The sequence below is a fragment of the Streptomyces sp. NRRL F-2664 genome, from assembly GCF_000719345.1.
GTDB lineage: Bacteria > Actinomycetota > Actinomycetes > Streptomycetales > Streptomycetaceae > Streptomyces.
In genome coordinates this window covers 1-14,744 of sequence record NZ_JOFX01000001.1, presented here as the reverse complement: position 1 = coordinate 14,744, position 14,744 = coordinate 1, and the positions used below count along the sequence as shown (strand labels likewise).

15 protein-coding genes are annotated in these 14,744 nt (G+C 73.4%); 6 read left to right on the top strand and 9 right to left on the bottom strand.

What is annotated here, in order from left to right; translation table 11 throughout:
- Window positions 1-17 precede the first annotated feature (17 nt).
- The gene (locus IF89_RS0100080; RefSeq protein WP_030759054.1) at window positions 18-416 is read right to left on the bottom strand and encodes a roadblock/LC7 domain-containing protein; all 399 of its coding nucleotides are present in this window, start codon (window positions 414-416) and stop codon (window positions 18-20) included.
- 106 nt (window positions 417-522) lie between these two features.
- On the opposite strand from IF89_RS0100080, the gene IF89_RS0100075 reads away from it, so the two are divergent.
- A complete protein-coding gene (locus IF89_RS0100075) occupies window positions 523-960 on the top strand; it encodes a PPOX class F420-dependent oxidoreductase (protein ID WP_030759051.1) in 438 nt (145 codons plus the stop codon).
- Between the two features lie 23 nt (window positions 961-983).
- Here the strand turns inward: IF89_RS0100075 and IF89_RS0100070 are convergent, their stop codons facing one another.
- The 5 genes from IF89_RS0100070 to IF89_RS0100050 all read right to left on the bottom strand — a co-directional run bounded on the left by IF89_RS0100070 (window position 984) and on the right by IF89_RS0100050 (window position 6,319).
- Window positions 984-1,571: a GTP-binding protein gene (locus tag IF89_RS0100070; RefSeq protein ID WP_030759048.1), complete on the bottom strand. Its 588-nt coding sequence runs from the start codon at window positions 1,569-1,571 to the stop codon at window positions 984-986.
- A gap of 191 nt (window positions 1,572-1,762) precedes the next feature.
- Window positions 1,763-2,146, bottom strand: coding sequence for a DUF742 domain-containing protein (locus IF89_RS0100065; RefSeq protein WP_030759045.1), 384 nt, complete (start codon window positions 2,144-2,146; stop codon window positions 1,763-1,765).
- 17 nt (window positions 2,147-2,163) lie between these two features.
- Entirely contained in the window at window positions 2,164-2,607 is a 444-nt protein-coding gene (locus tag IF89_RS0100060) for a roadblock/LC7 domain-containing protein (RefSeq protein ID WP_030759042.1), read from the bottom strand.
- A complete protein-coding gene (locus IF89_RS0100055; RefSeq protein ID WP_030759039.1) occupies window positions 2,607-5,306 on the bottom strand; it encodes a nitrate- and nitrite sensing domain-containing protein in 2,700 nt (899 codons plus the stop codon). The genes IF89_RS0100060 and IF89_RS0100055 overlap by 1 nt, the downstream gene beginning before the upstream one ends.
- Before the next feature lie 233 nt (window positions 5,307-5,539).
- Window positions 5,540-6,319, bottom strand: a complete 780-nt coding sequence (locus IF89_RS0100050; protein ID WP_030759036.1) for an MHYT domain-containing protein — start codon at window positions 6,317-6,319, stop codon at window positions 5,540-5,542.
- A 190-nt stretch (window positions 6,320-6,509) separates the two neighbouring features.
- Here IF89_RS0100050 and IF89_RS0100045 point away from each other — a divergent pair, with 190 nt between their 5' ends.
- Window positions 6,510-7,109, top strand: coding sequence for a class I SAM-dependent methyltransferase (locus tag IF89_RS0100045; protein WP_030759034.1), 600 nt, complete (start codon window positions 6,510-6,512; stop codon window positions 7,107-7,109).
- Between the two features lie 82 nt (window positions 7,110-7,191).
- On the opposite strand, the gene IF89_RS0100040 is transcribed toward IF89_RS0100045, so the two are convergent.
- Entirely contained in the window at window positions 7,192-8,106 is a 915-nt protein-coding gene (locus tag IF89_RS0100040) for an oxygenase MpaB family protein (protein WP_030759031.1), read from the bottom strand.
- 135 nt (window positions 8,107-8,241) lie between these two features.
- Here IF89_RS0100040 and IF89_RS0100035 point away from each other — a divergent pair, with 135 nt between their 5' ends.
- The 3 genes from IF89_RS0100035 (at window position 8,242) to IF89_RS0100025 (ending at window position 10,778) form a co-directional block, all read left to right on the top strand.
- Complete coding sequence (locus tag IF89_RS0100035; protein WP_030759027.1) at window positions 8,242-9,021, top strand: hypothetical protein; 780 nt, start codon at window positions 8,242-8,244, stop codon at window positions 9,019-9,021.
- Window positions 9,022-9,132: 111 nt separating this feature from the next.
- Complete coding sequence (locus IF89_RS0100030; protein WP_030759025.1) at window positions 9,133-9,588, top strand: SAM-dependent methyltransferase; 456 nt, start codon at window positions 9,133-9,135, stop codon at window positions 9,586-9,588.
- A gap of 191 nt (window positions 9,589-9,779) precedes the next feature.
- Complete coding sequence (locus IF89_RS0100025; RefSeq protein WP_030759023.1) at window positions 9,780-10,778, top strand: polyprenyl synthetase family protein; 999 nt, start codon at window positions 9,780-9,782, stop codon at window positions 10,776-10,778.
- Window positions 10,779-10,878: 100 nt separating this feature from the next.
- Here IF89_RS0100025 and IF89_RS0100020 read toward each other — a convergent pair whose 3' ends face one another.
- Window positions 10,879-11,061, bottom strand: a complete 183-nt coding sequence (locus IF89_RS0100020; RefSeq protein WP_030759021.1) for a hypothetical protein — start codon at window positions 11,059-11,061, stop codon at window positions 10,879-10,881.
- A 276-nt stretch (window positions 11,062-11,337) separates the two neighbouring features.
- Here IF89_RS0100020 and IF89_RS0100015 point away from each other — a divergent pair, with 276 nt between their 5' ends.
- Window positions 11,338-11,715 carry an FKBP-type peptidyl-prolyl cis-trans isomerase gene (locus tag IF89_RS0100015; RefSeq protein WP_030759018.1) on the top strand — a complete coding sequence of 126 codons (378 nt, stop codon included), beginning with the start codon at window positions 11,338-11,340 and terminating at the stop codon, window positions 11,713-11,715.
- A gap of 326 nt (window positions 11,716-12,041) precedes the next feature.
- Here the strand turns inward: IF89_RS0100015 and IF89_RS0100010 are convergent, their stop codons facing one another.
- Window positions 12,042-14,555 (bottom strand): FG-GAP-like repeat-containing protein, encoded by a 2,514-nt coding sequence (locus IF89_RS0100010; protein WP_051806649.1) that lies wholly within the window; start codon window positions 14,553-14,555, stop codon window positions 12,042-12,044.
- Between the last annotated feature and the right edge of the window lie 189 nt (window positions 14,556-14,744).

Sequence of the window (14,744 nt, the reverse complement as noted above, 5' to 3'; positions counted from 1 at the left end):
GCCCGCCGCGCCTGCGGTCAGCCGCCGGTGATGCGCCGCTCCGCGACGCCCAGGTGCTCGCCCACCCGGTTGACCAGCAACGTCATCTCGTAGGCGACCTGGCCGATGTCCGCCTCGGCCGCGCTCAGCACGCACAGCGAACTGCCCGCTCCCGCGGCCATGACGAAGAGCGCCCCGTCGTCGTACTCGACCATCGTCTGGCGGACCTCTCCGGCCCTGAAGTGCCGACCGGAACCCTTCGCCAGGCTCTGCAGGCCGGCCGCCACGGCCGCCAGGTGTTCGGCGTCCTCCCTCGGCAGCCCCGCGCTCGCCCCCGTCACCAGGCCGTCATTGGACAGCACCACAGCGTGCCGCACCTGCGGGACCCTGCGTGTCAGGTCGTCCAGCAGCCAGTCCAGTCGCTTGTCCAGTGCCATTCCCGGCCCCTCCCCGTCGACGTGGCCCGCTCGGCCGCGCCCCACCCCGCGTAGTCGTGCCGCAAGCCTTCCCCACCAGTGCCTTTCCGGCAAGGAGGATGTGCCCATGGCGAAGAAGATGACTCAAGAGGAATGGCGGGCCTTCGTGTCCCGCTCCACCCGCACCGGAAAGCTCTGCACCGTGCGCGAGGACGGGAGTCCGCACGTCGCTCCCATCTGGTTCGTACTCGACGGCGACTGCTTCGTCTTCAACACCGGCAAGGACACCGTCAAGGGCCGCAATCTGGCCAGGGACGGCCGTGTCGCGCTCTGCGTGGACGACGACCGGCCGCCCTTCTCCTATGTCGTCCTCCAGGGCCGCGCCGAGATCAGCGGATACGCCGACGACGCGGACGGGATGCTCACCTGGGCGACCCGTATCGCCGCCCGCTACATGGGCGAGGAGCAGGCCGAGGCGTTCGGCCGCCGCAATGCCGTCCCGAGCGAACTCCTGGTCCGCGTCCCCATCGACAAGGTGACCGCCTTCGCCGGAGTGTCCGACTGATCCAGCGGCCCGGCCCGGCCCGCTCACGCGGGACCGGCCTGGGGTCCCACCGAGTCGAGCAGCCGGGCGGTGTGCACCCGCCCGGCATACTCGACCAGCCTGATCAGCACTTCCTTGCCCGAGTCCTTGTCCCGGGCGTCGCACAGCACCACCGGGGTGCCCTGTTCCAGGTCCAGCGCGCGCGAGACGTCGTGCGCCCCGTAACGCCGCGCCTCCGTGAAGCAGTTGACGGCGACCACGAACGGGATGCGCCGGTGCTCGAAGTAGTCCACCGCCGGGAAGCAGTCCTCCAGCCGCCGGGTGTCGGCGAGCACGACCGCGCCGAGCGCTCCCTGGGACAGCTCGTCCCACAGGAACCAGAAGCGGTCCTGTCCCGGAGTGCCGAAGAGGTAGAGGGACAGCCCGGAGCGAATGGTGATCCGCCCGAAGTCCATGGCCACGGTCGTGGTCGTCTTCTGGGCCACACCCCCCGTGTCGTCGACCAGTTCGCCCGCCTCGCTCAGCTGCTCCTCCGTGCGCAGCGGCCGGATCTCGCTCACCGCGCCGACGAGCGTGGTCTTGCCGACCCCGAAGCCGCCCGCCACGAGGATCTTCAGGGCGAGCGCGGCCAGTTCGCCGTCGTCCTCCCCCGCCCCGGGGTCCGCGTCGGGGCCCGGCCCCGGGGCCGGGTCCCGCTCCACGTCCACGTCCGCCTCCGCGCCCGTACCCGGGTACGGGGCCGGTGCGTCTCCGGCCGGCCCGTCCGGTCCGGACGTCCCGAAGGGGCCCGACGTCCCGGAGGGTCGGCTGTCTCGGTGTCCCATCACAACGCTCGCAATCCCTCGATGACTTCACGCAGAATCCGCTCGTCCGGCAGCTGAGCGGGCGGTACCGGGCGGCTGACCGTGACGTACCCGCCCTCCAGCAGGTCCCCGAGGAGCACCCGGACGACTCCCACGGGCAGGTCGGCGTCGGCGGCGAGTTCGGCCACCGACTGGGTCTCGGACCGGCAGAGCTCCAGCAGTGCCCGGTGCTCGGGGCCGAGCAGCGACTCGGCCCCCTCGTCCGCGCCGCCGTCCGGATCCACCGCGACCAGGGCGATCAGGTCGAAGCGGACCCCGTGGGGTCCCGGCCGGGTACGCCCCCCGGTCATGGCGTAGGGGCGGACGAGCGGACCCGCGTCGGCGTCGTACCACTGGCCGTTCATGTGCCGGACCGCCGCCCTCAGCCGGCGGCCGGCGGCTGCGCCGCGAACCGCGGCGGGGTGTAGAGGTGCTCGCCGACCCGCTTCACCAGGCGGGCCATCTCGTAGGCGACGAGGCCGAGGTCGGCGCCGCCGGCGCTGAGGACGGCCAGGCAGGAGCCGTCCCCGGCGGCCGCGACGACGAGGAAGCCCTCGTCCATCTCGACCATCGTCTGGCGCACGCCCCCGACGTGGAAGTGCCGGCCCGCGCCCTTGGCCAGGCTGTGGAAGCCGGAGGCCACGGCCGCGAGGTGCTCGGCGTCCTCCCGGCTGAGCGCGCTGGAGGCGCCGACCGCCAGGCCGTCGTTGGAGAGGACCACGGCGTGCCGGACCTCGACGACCCGGTGGACCAGGTCGTCCAGGAGCCAGTCGAGTTCGCCCGACCGACGGCTGCCGTCGTACCCGGTCCTCTGGTGCTCGATCATCACACTTCTCCTTCACTGCCTGCGTGGGGGGAGTTGTCCTCGGCTCCGCGGGCCCATCCGGCCCGGTAGGCCGCCATCCGGTCCCTGGCCTGCTCCGGGCTGCGTCCCGGCGGGTCCTCGGGAAGCCGGACGCCGCCGGAATCCGGGGCGGGGGCCTCCCGCAACTGCGGGACGAGGCTGGCCTGGCGCACCCGGCGCGGCAGTTCCGTCACGGAGCCCGAGGGGGGTGCTGCGGCCTCCGTACGGCTGCCCGCGCCACCGGTGGTGCGCGGCCGGAGCGCGGAGACCGGCGCCGGGCTCGGGTCCCCCGCCGCGGCGGGGGCCCGGCCCCCGGTCGGGCCCCCGCGCGGGCCCCCGGTCGGCTCGGCGTCCCGTACGAGGCCCGGTCCGCGCGGCTCGTCGCGTACGGCTGCCGGTCGACGCGGTTCGTCGCGGAGCACGGTCACGGCGGGCGGCTGCTGTGGCGCCTCCCCCGCTTCCCGGGCCGGCGCGGCACTACGGGCGCGGGCGGCGGCACGGGCAGGGGCCGGCCCGGCTGCGGCCGGCCGCTCCTCCCGGCGTCCGGGTCCCTGGCCGACCTCGGGGTGGTCCGCGTCGGAGTGGTCCGCGGCCCCGTCCGCCCCGGTGACGGCGCCCTGGAGCAGGGAGGTGGGCAGCAGCACCACGGCGGTGGTGCCGCCGTAGGGCGAGGGGCGCAGGTGCACCTTCACCCCGTGGCGGGCCGCGAGACGGCTGACCACGAAGAGGCCGAGCCGGTCGCTGTCGAAGAGGTCGAGGTCCTCGGACTGCTCGATGCGCCGGTTGGCGTCGCTCAGGGCCTCGCGGCCCATGCCCAGGCCGCGGTCCTCGACCTCCAGGACGTAACCCGTGCCGACCGGCTCACCGCTCACCCGGACCTTGGTGTGGGGAGGGGAGAACTGGGCCGCGTTCTCGATGAGTTCGGCGAGGAGGTGGGTGAGGTCGGCGACGGCCCCGCCGGTGACCGCGGCCTCGGCGAGCCGGCGTACCTCGACCCGCGGGTAGTCCTCGATCTCCGACACGGCGGCCCGGACCACGTTGGTGAGCGGGACCGGCATCCGCCAGGCCCGGCCGGGGGCCGCCCCGGAGAGGATGATCAGGCTCTCCGCGTGCCGGCGCATCCGGGTGGTGAGGTGGTCGAGGCGGAAGAGGTCGCCGAGCTCGTTCGGGTCGTCGGCACGCCGCTCCATGGAGTCGAGCAGGGTCAGCTGCCGGTGCGCGAGGACCTGACTGCGGCGGGCGAGGTTGACGAAGACCCCGGAGACCCCGCTGGCGAGTTCCGCCCGCTCGACCGCGGCGCTGAGCGCCGCCCGGTGCACCGTGCCCAGCGCCTCGCCGACCTGGGTGATCTCGTCGTCGGCCGGCGGGCCGGCCGGTGTCTCGGCGGCGACGTCGATCTCCTCGCCGGCGCGCAGCCGCTCCATCGCGTCCGGGAGTTTGCGGTGGGCGATCTCCAGCGCGGTGTTGCGCAGCGAGACCAGCTCGACGACCAGCACGCGGCCGATCCGGACGGAGATGACGAGGGAGGCGGCGACGGCCGCCAGGCCCAGCAGCACGGCGGCTCCCGCCGCGGTGAACGCCCCTTCGGCGACGGGGTCGGCGCGGTCCGCGGCCGCGGCGTGCGCGGCCTCCGCGATCTCCCGCATCGAAGCGCTGATGCCGCTGTGGGCGGCCTCCCATCCGGCGGGCGCACCACGCGCGTCCCGGGAGGTGCCGGCGGCCAGCGCCCGGTCCTCGGCGCCGGTGAGGTCGGCGTACGCGGCGCTCTTGGCGACGGACTGCCAGGCGTCCTGCTGGGCGGCGGGCAGGTCGCGCGCCGCGGCATCGGTGATCGCGCGGCGGGACTCCACGGCGCCGGTCAGCTGCCGGAGCGTTTCGGCGCTGCGCTGGCCCGGTAGCGCGAGCAGTGCGTCCTCGCGCGACAGCAGTTCCGCAGCGCGGGCGAATTCGAGCAGCACCCGCGCGTCGGCCCCGAGTTCGGCGTGCTCGCCGCCGGACAGGGAGCCGTTCACGGCGAATGCCGCGTCGACCACCCGGGTGTAGATCGCGAAGGCGGCCTCGGGGGTGGCGCGGCGGTCGGTGATGTCCTTGCGGGCCGACACCAGCCCCTCGGCGGCCACGACGAACGCGTCCAGGCGGACCCCGATGTCCGAGCCGTAGTCGCCGGAGTCGGCGACGGTGTGGCGGTCGCCGAGCCTCAGGCTGCGGACGGCGCCGTCGGTACGGCGGGCCTGCTGGCCGAGGGCGCCCGGGTCGGCGGCGGGGTCGGCCAGCAGGCGGACGGCGGCGCGCCGTTCGGCCTGCAGCTCGGCGACGGCGGCGGCGACGGGGGCCCGTATCTCGGCGTCGGCCTGCCGGACGCGGTCCAGCCAGGCCATGTCCTGGGCGGTGGTGACGGTGGCGAAGGCCCAGAGCGCGAGGAGCGAGACCACCGGGACCATGAGCAGGGAGACGATCTTCGCCCGGACGGTGGCGGGGCGCAGGCGCAGCCGGGGGCGGCGCTGCCCGAGCGGTGCGGCCGAGCCGGTGGGGCGGGTGTCGTCCGGCCGGCTCGACCGCCGGCGGGCCGGGTCCTGCGCCGGTTCCTCGGCCGGAGGCCCGGCATGGGCCCGGCGGCCGCGTGGCGGTGGCGCGGGCAGCCGCGAAGCCGCTGGTTCCGGTCTTCTGCGGGGTGTACGCATGGGCTCCTCGTTCCGGGCGTTGCCTACGGTGCGGTCGGTCGACGCTCCGGTCGGGGCCGACGGGTCTACGGGGTGGACGGTCGTGCGGGGGTGGCCGGTCGAGGGGATCGAGGGCCGTACGGGGTGGGGGCCCGCGGACGGTCGTGCGGCCGACGGACCGGCGGCGGTGGAGCGGGCGGGCGCGACGGGAGCGGCGCACGGCCGCCGCACGACCGGCCACGGCAGCGGTGGGCTCAGTGCGCGGCAGCGGTGTGCTCCCCCAGGTGCCGGGCGGAGGCGGAGGCGGCGCGCTCGTCGGCGGTCGGGGAGAGCGCGACGAAGGCGGCGGTGATGAACAGGTAGGAGCCCAGTCCGACGGCCAGCGGGAAGATGAACTGCATCGCGGTGGCCCCGGGCAGCGCCGCGTCCGACGGGCTGACGCCGACCTCGACGGCCGTCATCCCCGTGTAGTGCATGCTGCTGACGGCCGCGCCCATGACGAGGGAGGCGGCGGCCACGGCCAGCGGCGACTTGATGTGGAGCGCGGCCCAGAGGGCGGCGGTGGCGGCGACCACGGCGATGACGACGGAGAGGCCGACGAGGAGCGGGTCGTAGGAGACCTCGCCGTGCAGGCGCAGGGCCGCCATGCCCAGGTAGTGCATGCTGGCGACACCGAGGCCGGTGGTGAGGCCGCCCAGGACGAGGGCGCGCCCGCGCGCCCTGCCGTAGCCGACGGCGAAGACTCCGGCGCCGACGACCAGCACGGCGACGAGCAGGCTCGCGATGGTGAGCGGCACGTCGTAGCGGATCTCCGTACCGGTGGCCTCGAAGCCGAGCATGGCGACGAAGTGCATGGTCCAGATGCCGGTTCCGATGGCGGAGGCCGCGGTGAGGAGCCAGTTGCGGCGGACGGCTCCGGCCGCGGCGAGCGCACGGACGGTGCAGCGCAGCCCGAGGGCGGCGCCGATCGATGCCATCACGTATGACAGCACGGGTGTCAGCCAGCCGTAAGCGGCGTGGTCCAGATGTCCCAGGTGTCCCATGGCCACGGGACGCTAGTCCGGGTGAGGGCGCGAACAGGGGGCGCATTTCGAAAGCAGCTGTAAGTGCTGAAATATGACAGAGCTACGTTCACCTTCGATCACCCCGGGCGTCACCTTGCGCACCGGCCCCGGACACCCGGGCGTGCGGCTGCGGGGGACGGCCGTGGGGGATCATGGGCCCATGAGCGAAGACCACACGCACGTGCAGGAGTTCTTCGAGGCGCGCGCCGAGGCCTGGGACCGCAAGTTCCCGGAGGACGGGCCCGCCTTCGCCGCGGCGGTGGCCGAGTGCGGGCTCCGGCCCGGGGACCGCGTGCTCGACGCGGGCTGCGGCACCGGGCGGGCGCTGGGTGCGCTGCGGGCCGCAGTCGGGCCCGCCGGGACCGTGCTCGGCGTGGACCTGACCCCGCAGATGCTGGCCGCGGCGCGGCGGGCCGGGCGGGCTGCCGACGGTGCGCTGCTGCTCGCGGACGTGGCCCGGCTGCCGCTGCGAAGTGAGGTCCTGGACGCCGTGTTCGCCGCCGGGCTCATCGCGCACCTGCCCGATCCGGCGGCCAACCTGCGCGAACTGGCGCGGGTGGTCCGCCCCGGGGGCCGGCTCGCGCTCTTCCACCCGATCGGGCGGGCGGCGCTCGCCGCGCGCCAGGGCCGCGAGTTGTCCCGGGAGGACCTGCGGGCCGAGCACCACCTCGGTCCGCTGCTGTCCGCCGCGGGCTGGGAGCTGACCTCGTACGCCGATGAGGACCACCGGTTCCTGGCCCTGGCCGCGCGCCGCCCCTGACCGCACCGCCGCACCGGGCCGCCCGGCACGACAGACAGTCGTACGTCGCCTCCCCGGCCGGTGACCGCGGAGGTGCCCGGGGTCAGGCGGGAGGCTGGGCCTCGGCTCCGGCGGGCCGGCGGGGATGCGGCAGGGGGCAGCCGCCCGAGCCGGGCTGGGGAAACGTGCCGAGCTCGCCCACGTCGTAGCCGTCGGGGTAGCCCTTGATCTCCGGGTTCTGGCGGGCGTAGTGCGGGGCTCTGCGCGGGGGCAGCAGCCGGACCGCGCGGCCCCGCAGGCGCAGGGCCCCCCGCACCAGCCTGCGGAGCCCGGGGTGCGGGGCTCCGTACCGGAAGGCGTCGATCAGCGCGTCGTCGAGGAGGGCAAGCCCCGCGCGGCGCACGGCGGGCGCGAGCGGCGCCGGGTACCACGAGGCCATCAGGTCGAGGGTGGCGTCGGCGACCTTGCGGCCGCCCTCGTCCCAGCCGAAGTGGGCCTTCTCGTAGGCGTCGAGGGTGGCCTCGAACTCCTCGTAGGAGCTGGGGATGTCCGCGATGCCCATGTGCCGGCCGAGGGTGGCGTAGTAGTTCGCACTGGCCCGCCGCTCGTGGTGGGTCATCGGGCGCCAGCCGTAGGCGTCCAGCCAGCGGGCCGGAATCACCACGAACGTGCACAGGACGTACCGCATGTCGTCGTTGGAGATGGCGTAGCTGCGGTGCATCTGGTTGACGCGGCGGATCGCCGTGCGCGCGGTGTCGCTGTCGAAGCCGTGCTCGACGACGGCGTCGAGGAGCAGCGCCGTGTCGTCGTAGCGCTTCTGGGTGCGCTCGGTGAACTCGGCCGTCTCGGCCAGCAGGCCGCCGATGCTCGGGACGGCGTACGTCCGGAACAGCGCGAGTTCCAGGGCGCGGGTGAAGTCCCAGGGGAACTCGTGGGTGGCGGTGAGCCGGTAGATGGCGAGGAAGTCCTGGTCGGGGTCGAGCCGGAGGATCTCCTTCAGCCGGTCGTAACGCTGCACCGGGTGTCCCTTTCTGTGGCGGGCCCCCAACTCTACGTGCAGGTGGTGGGCTTGGAAATCGTGTCCCGCAGGCTCTCGACGCGCGGGTTACCGAGTAGTTAAGGTGCGCCGACGAGAGAGCAGGTGGGAGGCCAGGTGTCCGACGACGAGGGTGGCGGCTCGCTGTACGTGCTGACCGCCGTACTCCTGACCCCCGCGCAGTTCCCCAGTTTTCTGGGCGACGACTTCCCCGAGGCCTGCGCCCTGCTGGGCGTGGCGCCCACCGGGGAGGGGTACGGGCTGGTGCTGGGCCAGGACGAGGAGGGCGCCCGCTGGACCGTCGTCGTCGACGACGTGTCCCTGGTGGCCGCCGCGATCGCCTCGTGGGACTGCGGCATGGAGTACGACCTGTCGCCCGACGAGCGGACGATCGTGGTGTCGCTGGCGGGCTGGCCGGTGGAGCTGTCGGTCGCCGCTCCGGGGGTCCCCGAGCCGCACGATCCGGAGCAGGGCGCGGACGGTACGGGGCGGGTGCCGCTGGCGCCGCCCTCGGCGGAAGCCTGGGGTCCGGTGCAGCGGCGGCTGGGCGCGGACCAGATCGCCCGGGAGTGGGCCGATTGGCGCGAGCGCGTGGCGACGGACGGCGGGGCCGCGGCGGCGGCGCACCCCGGGCTCGCGCGTGCGCTGGAGGAGGCACTGGAGTACACCCGGACCCCGCCGCCGCCCGGCCGGGTACGGTCCACGTTCGCCGGTGAGGAGGCCCGGACGCTGCGCGTGGACGGCCCCGGCTGGTCGTTGGTGGCCCGGACCGGCGAGGCGGCCTTCGTCCTGCTGGACGAGGAGCCGGGCGAGGTACTGACGGTCCCCCGCGCGGGGGACCCCGACCTGCCGGACCTGCTGGCGGCGCTCGACCGCGTGGCGGTCCGCCCGGCGTGACCTCCGGCCGGACCGGGGCCGGGGGGCAGGGGCAGGGGCAGGGGCAGGGAAGAACAGCGGCGTGCAGACGAACGGCGTCTGCGCGTACGCGGACACGAGGGGGACGTGGTGGTGGAGTCGGAGCCGGTGGGTGTGGTCGTGGGTGGTCGCGCCGAGGTCGTGGACGACGACTGGGGGCCGGAGACTGCGGTGATCCGCCTGGACGGCGAACGCTTCGGTCCGGAAGCCCTCTATGGACTGGAGGACTTCTCGCACGTAGAGGTCGTCTACCACTTCGACCGGGTCCCTGTGGAGAAGATCGAGACGGGCGCGCGGCACCCGCGGAACAACCCGGACTGGCCGCTGGTCGGCATCTTCGCGCAGCGCGGCAAGAACCGGCCCAACCGGCTGGGTGTCTCACGGTGCCGGGTGATCGGGGTGGACGGACTGGAGGTCCACGTGGAGGGGCTCGACGCCGTCGACGGCACACCCGTGCTCGATCTGAAGCCGTACATGGTCGAATTCGGGCCACGCGGTGAACTGCGGCAGCCGGAGTGGGCGGCCACCCTCATGAATGGCTATTACTGATAGGCCTGTTGGCCGGAATCCTCTATTACCGTCGGTAGTTAAACGCTTCAACCAAACGGAACCGGCCAGGGCGACCGAAAATCGCTCTGGATCCCCTTCCTCCGGAATGATCGAATCGGCCAGTCACACGGCTCAAAGGGTGCGCACCTCACCCCCACGCTCATTCCAGATGGAGGCCACTCTTGAATTCCATGTCGTACCTGGACCTGCACCGCCGCGTCGCGCGCGACATCGACGCGGAGATCGAGACGGCCCTGGGGCGGCTCGGCCCGGTCGCGGCGACCACGAAGAACTCCGTCGCCAAGCTCTTGGAGCAGCGCAAACTGAGACATCCCCTGTCCGTGCTCCCGCTGCTCACGCACGCCATAGAGACGGGGCGTCCCGGGCCGGCCGTCCCCCTGTCCGCCGTCCACCTGCTGTGGTGGACGTCCGCGTGCTACCTGGACGACCTGGCGGACGCCGATGGGGCGTCGATCTGCGGCGAGCTCACCGAGGACGAAGCGCTGCTCGCCGCCGTCATCACCGGAAATGCACTGCCCATCCAGATCATCCTGGCGCAGGATCTCCCGGAGGCGGCGCGCGCCGCCCTGATAACCGAGATTCTGAACGGCTGGATCATAGGTGTCGACGGCCAGATAGACGACATGCGCGGGGACATCTGCAGCGCCTCACGCAAGTCCGTGGTGGAGACGTACCGCGGCAAGTCCGGCGCCCCCTTCGGCATGATCACGGCAATGGCCGCCATCTTCTCCGGCGCGGCGGACGAAAAGGTCGAGCTGTGGCGTGAATTCGGCTACGTCTTCGGAATCCTCTGGCAGCTCTTCAACGACCAGGAGGACATCCTGTCGGGGCGGGACGAGGACCTGCTCAACGGTACGGTGACCTATCTGCTCGCCTCCGTCCTGGAGGACGCTTCCCCCCTTTCCCGCGACCGCATCCTGGGCCTCTGCGCCGACGCCGGCCGGTCGCACCAGGCCCGCAGCGAACTCGCGAGCCTCCTGCGGACGCCCCTCGCCCTCGACCGCTACCGGGCGGAGATCGACGCGTTCCGCGCGGAGGCGTACCGGATCCTGGACGAACTGGGCGGCGACGCGGCCTATCAGCCGGTGCTCCGCGGTCTGGTGGACCACGCGTCCCAGATGCTGCTCGAAGCCGAACTCCCCCCGGTCGTCGTGAGCGGCGCGGCCTGAGCGCCCCACCCCGCTCCGCGGCCACGCCCGCCGGGCTCCGCACGCCACTCGGAGCCCGGCCGACGCCGGGCACGGGGGCACCGGGCCCGGCGCCGCGCCGTCAGCGGCCTATCTGCTTCCGGGACAGGCCCCGCACCCGGCGCCGCTGGGAGGAGTCCAGCAGCAGGTAGGCCGCAGCCGGCACCCCGACCAGGACCAGCAGACCCGCCCAGAAACCCACGGCCCAGAACAACACGATGGCTGCCACGACTCCGGCAACCGCGACCTTTCCGCTGTTGGACACTGCGGACACCTCCTTGTGCCGTCGACCACTACCCCCTCAACGCGCCGCCCCGACCACGCGTTCCCGCCCGTCCCGCGGGCTGCAGCGGGGTGCGGCACAGGCTCCGGTACCGGGCCGGGTCCGGGCCCGCCGGACCGCGGCGGGCCTGCCGCGGCGCGGCCACGCGGCGACGGTGGCGCCCCCGGCCCCGCGGCACCGCAGGAGGCCGACACGGGCGGCCGGGATCGTCGGGACGCCTCGGTAGGGTGATCGCCTACCGTACGGAGTGAGGCTGTGATGAGCGAACCGACCAAGCCCGAGGTCGAGGTTCCGGAGGGGGATGCTCCGCAGGAGCTGGTGGTCCGGGACCTCGTCGTCGGGGACGGCGCCGAGGCGAAGCCGGGGCGGGTGGTCCGGGTCCACTACGTCGGGGTCACCTTCGAGTCCGGTGAGGAGTTCGACGCGTCCTGGGACCGCGGCGAGCCGTTCAAGTTCGCCGTCGGGGGCGGCCGGGTCATCAAGGGCTGGGACCGGGGCATCAGGGGGATGCGGGTCGGCGGCCGGCGCGAGATCGTCGTTCCCCCGCGCCTCGGCTACGGCAAGCAGTCCCCGTCGCCGCTGATCCCGGCGGGTTCCACGCTGGTCTTCGTCGTGGACCTGCTGTCCGTGGTGTGACGGGGACGTACACGTTGCGGACGGCTCGGCCGCCCGGGGGAAGTACCCGATCTGTCCTCCTCGACCTGATGCTGCCCGGGATCGACGGGCCGGAGGGTGTTCCGGCGCTGGCAGGACGGGCAGGCCGCGGCCGTCCCGACCGCTTGGTCGACGAGCACCGACCCGCCTACCGGCCGGTACCCCGATGGTCGGGGCCACGCCGCCCGCGGCAAGCCGACCAACCGCATCGGCGTTGCCCTCCAGGTCCCGGTCCCCTCGGTCGCGCTGCGCCACGGCTGGCGTGGCCCCCTGGTGCGGCACTGTGCGGGGCACGCGCCCCATCCCGCCTACCAGCCGCCTGTCAGGGTGCGGGCCGCACCGAAGGTGGTGTCGCCCCGGCCCGACCAGGCCTTCAGTGTGCCGGTCGCGTTGTCCCGCGCGAGGATGTCCGCCTTGCCGTCGCCGTCGATGTCACCGGCCGCGGTGGTCTGCGAGAAGCTCCAGCCGCCCGTGACGTTGACCGGGGAGTTGAAGTAGCCGCCCGCGTTGTGGGTCCACATCTTGAGCGAGTTGGTGGCGGTGTCGCGGGCGATGATGTCGGCCCGGCCGTCGTCGTTGAAGTCGGCTGCGGCGGTCTGGGTGAAGTTCCAGCCGGCGGTGAGCTGGGCTGCGGCGCCGAAGGTGCCGTCGCCGCGGCCGGCCCAGATCTTGAGGTTGCCGTCACCGTCGCGGGCGATCAGGTCGGTCTTGCCGTTGCCGTCGAAGTCGGCTGCGGCGGTCTGGGTGAAGCTCCAGCCGCCGGTCACGTTGGTGGGCGTGGCGAAGGTGCCGTCCCCTCGGCCCACCCACAGGCGGAGCGTGTTCTGGGGGACGTCCGCGTCGGCGGGCCCTTCGTAGCGGGCCATGATGTCGGCTTTGCCGTCACCGGTGAAGTCTCCGGCGACGGTCTGCGAGTAGTTCTGCCAGCCGTCGGTGAGGTCCTTCGCGGCGGAGAAGGTGCCGTCGCCCTTTCCGAGCCACATCTTCAGGGTGCCCGTGGGGTCGTGTCGGGCCAGGAGGTCGGAGATCGAGTCGCCGTTGAAGTCGGCGGTGGTGGTCTCCCCCATGGGGAGCGACGCTCGAGGCGTCCGGTCGGTCATCGTGCGGCCGAGGAGTTCCGTGCCGGCGTCGTTGAAGTGGAGTTTGTCGGTGCTCGCGAGCGTGGGCCGGAGGGCGTAGGGGTTGTCGAGGTCCTTGGTGACGACGTCGAAGTCGATGTAGTCGTCGATGTCGCCCGAGGTGCGGATGTAGTTGTTCACCGCTTGCCGGACGGCCTCACGGACGCGGAAGGTCGAGGAACCGGGGGCGTAGCCGGAGAAGCGGACGCCGCGGGCGCGCGCCTGGTCCGCGATCGTACGGATGGCGTTCGTGACCGTGGCCGCCGACGCACCGTCGAGGATGTCGTTGACGCCCTCGTAGAGGACGACCTCGCGGACGTTGGGCTGGGCGAGGACGTCGCGGTCGAGGCGGGTGACCGCGCTGGGTCCTTGGCCGGCCGCGATGTCCCGGGCGATCCGGTTTCCGCTGATGCCCGCGTTGAGGACACCGGGGGGCGAGGGCGCGTCGTTGAGCAGTGAGGCGTAGAAGTCCGGCCAGCGCCGGTTGGTGTTCGCGGTGCTGTGTCCGCCGTCGGTCTGGGAGTCGCCGATGGCGACGACGGTTCCCCGGGAGCCCGTGGTGGCGACGTCGACACCACTGACCAGGCTCCAGAAGGACAGCTGCTTGGAGAAGTCGGCGCCGCTCGTGTCGGCCGACTGGTCTCCGGCGAGCCGGGCAGTGGTGTACGAGGTGGCCAGGGCGTACGGGTGCTGCGGCGCCGTCTTCACCGTGCCGGGCAGGTGGTAGCTGACCAGCAGGTTCTTCCCCGCCGTCACGGACAGGGCGACCGGGTCGCTGAAGACCTCGCCACCCGCCGGGAGCGTCGTCTGCTGGCTGCCGCCGAACGTCACGGTGACCGGGGTCTGCGTGGCGCTCGCCCCGCTCGCCTGGCCGGCGACGGTGACGTGGCCGAGCTTGACGGGGTCGCCGGAGAAGGTGTTGGCGAACCGCAGCCGGATGGTGCTGCCGCTGGTGTGCGGGTTGACGACCATGCGGAAGGTCTGGTTCGTCCAGTCGGGGTAGTCGGCTCCCATCGAGGTGGATCCGGCGTGGCCGAAGGACGTGGCCCAACTTCCGGTCCAGGAGGCTCCGCCGGGCGCGGCCGGCGTGCTGCGGACCGCCGCGGAGAAGACGTGGAGGCGCTTTCCGTCGGCGGGGGCGGCGGGCAGGGTGACCGCGGCGACCGTCTTGCCCGCTGTGATGGGGACGGTGACCGCGAACAGTTTCACCGGTGTGGTGCCGCGCGCCGAGCGGTCGAGGACGACGGCCGCTGCGACCGGGTTTCCGGCCTCCCAGTCCCCGACGCTGTCGAGCGAGTACGCCGTGGTGCTGCCGTCGCTGTAGTGCACCGTGCCGGATCCGGTCACTGCGCCGCCGGTGGCCGTGACGAGGAATCCGAGCGCGTTGCCGGAACCGGACACGGGCACCCGCTGGCCGTCGGCGACGATGTTGTCGGGCTGGCCGGGGGCCACGTCGGGCCGGGTGTAGGTGGTGCCGTTGATCGTGACGCGGGCTCCCTGGGTCCACCCGGCGGCGTTCAGCGCTTCGGCGGACAGGCTGTCGCCGTTGCCGTCGAGGTTCGCGGCGCCCGGGTTGGCCTGTGGAGCGATTCCGGTGTTGTTGAAGGCGCTGGCGAAGGTGGGGTGGACGGTTACGGCGGCGGCACTCGCGTGGGTCGCGGCGAGCCCGGTGGTTGCCAACCCGAGAACGAGGGCGGTCGCCACGACTCTCGTCCTGGTGGACCCGGAGGTGGGGCGTGACATGGTAGGGCTGCCTTCCTGGCTTGGTCGGTGTCGGAGAGTGGTGCCGTTGGTGCGGTGGTTACCAGCCGGCGGTGAGCTTGGCGGGGCTGCCGAAGGTGGTGTCGCCGCGGCCGGCCCAGATGGTGAGGTCGCCGGTGGAGTCGTTGCGGG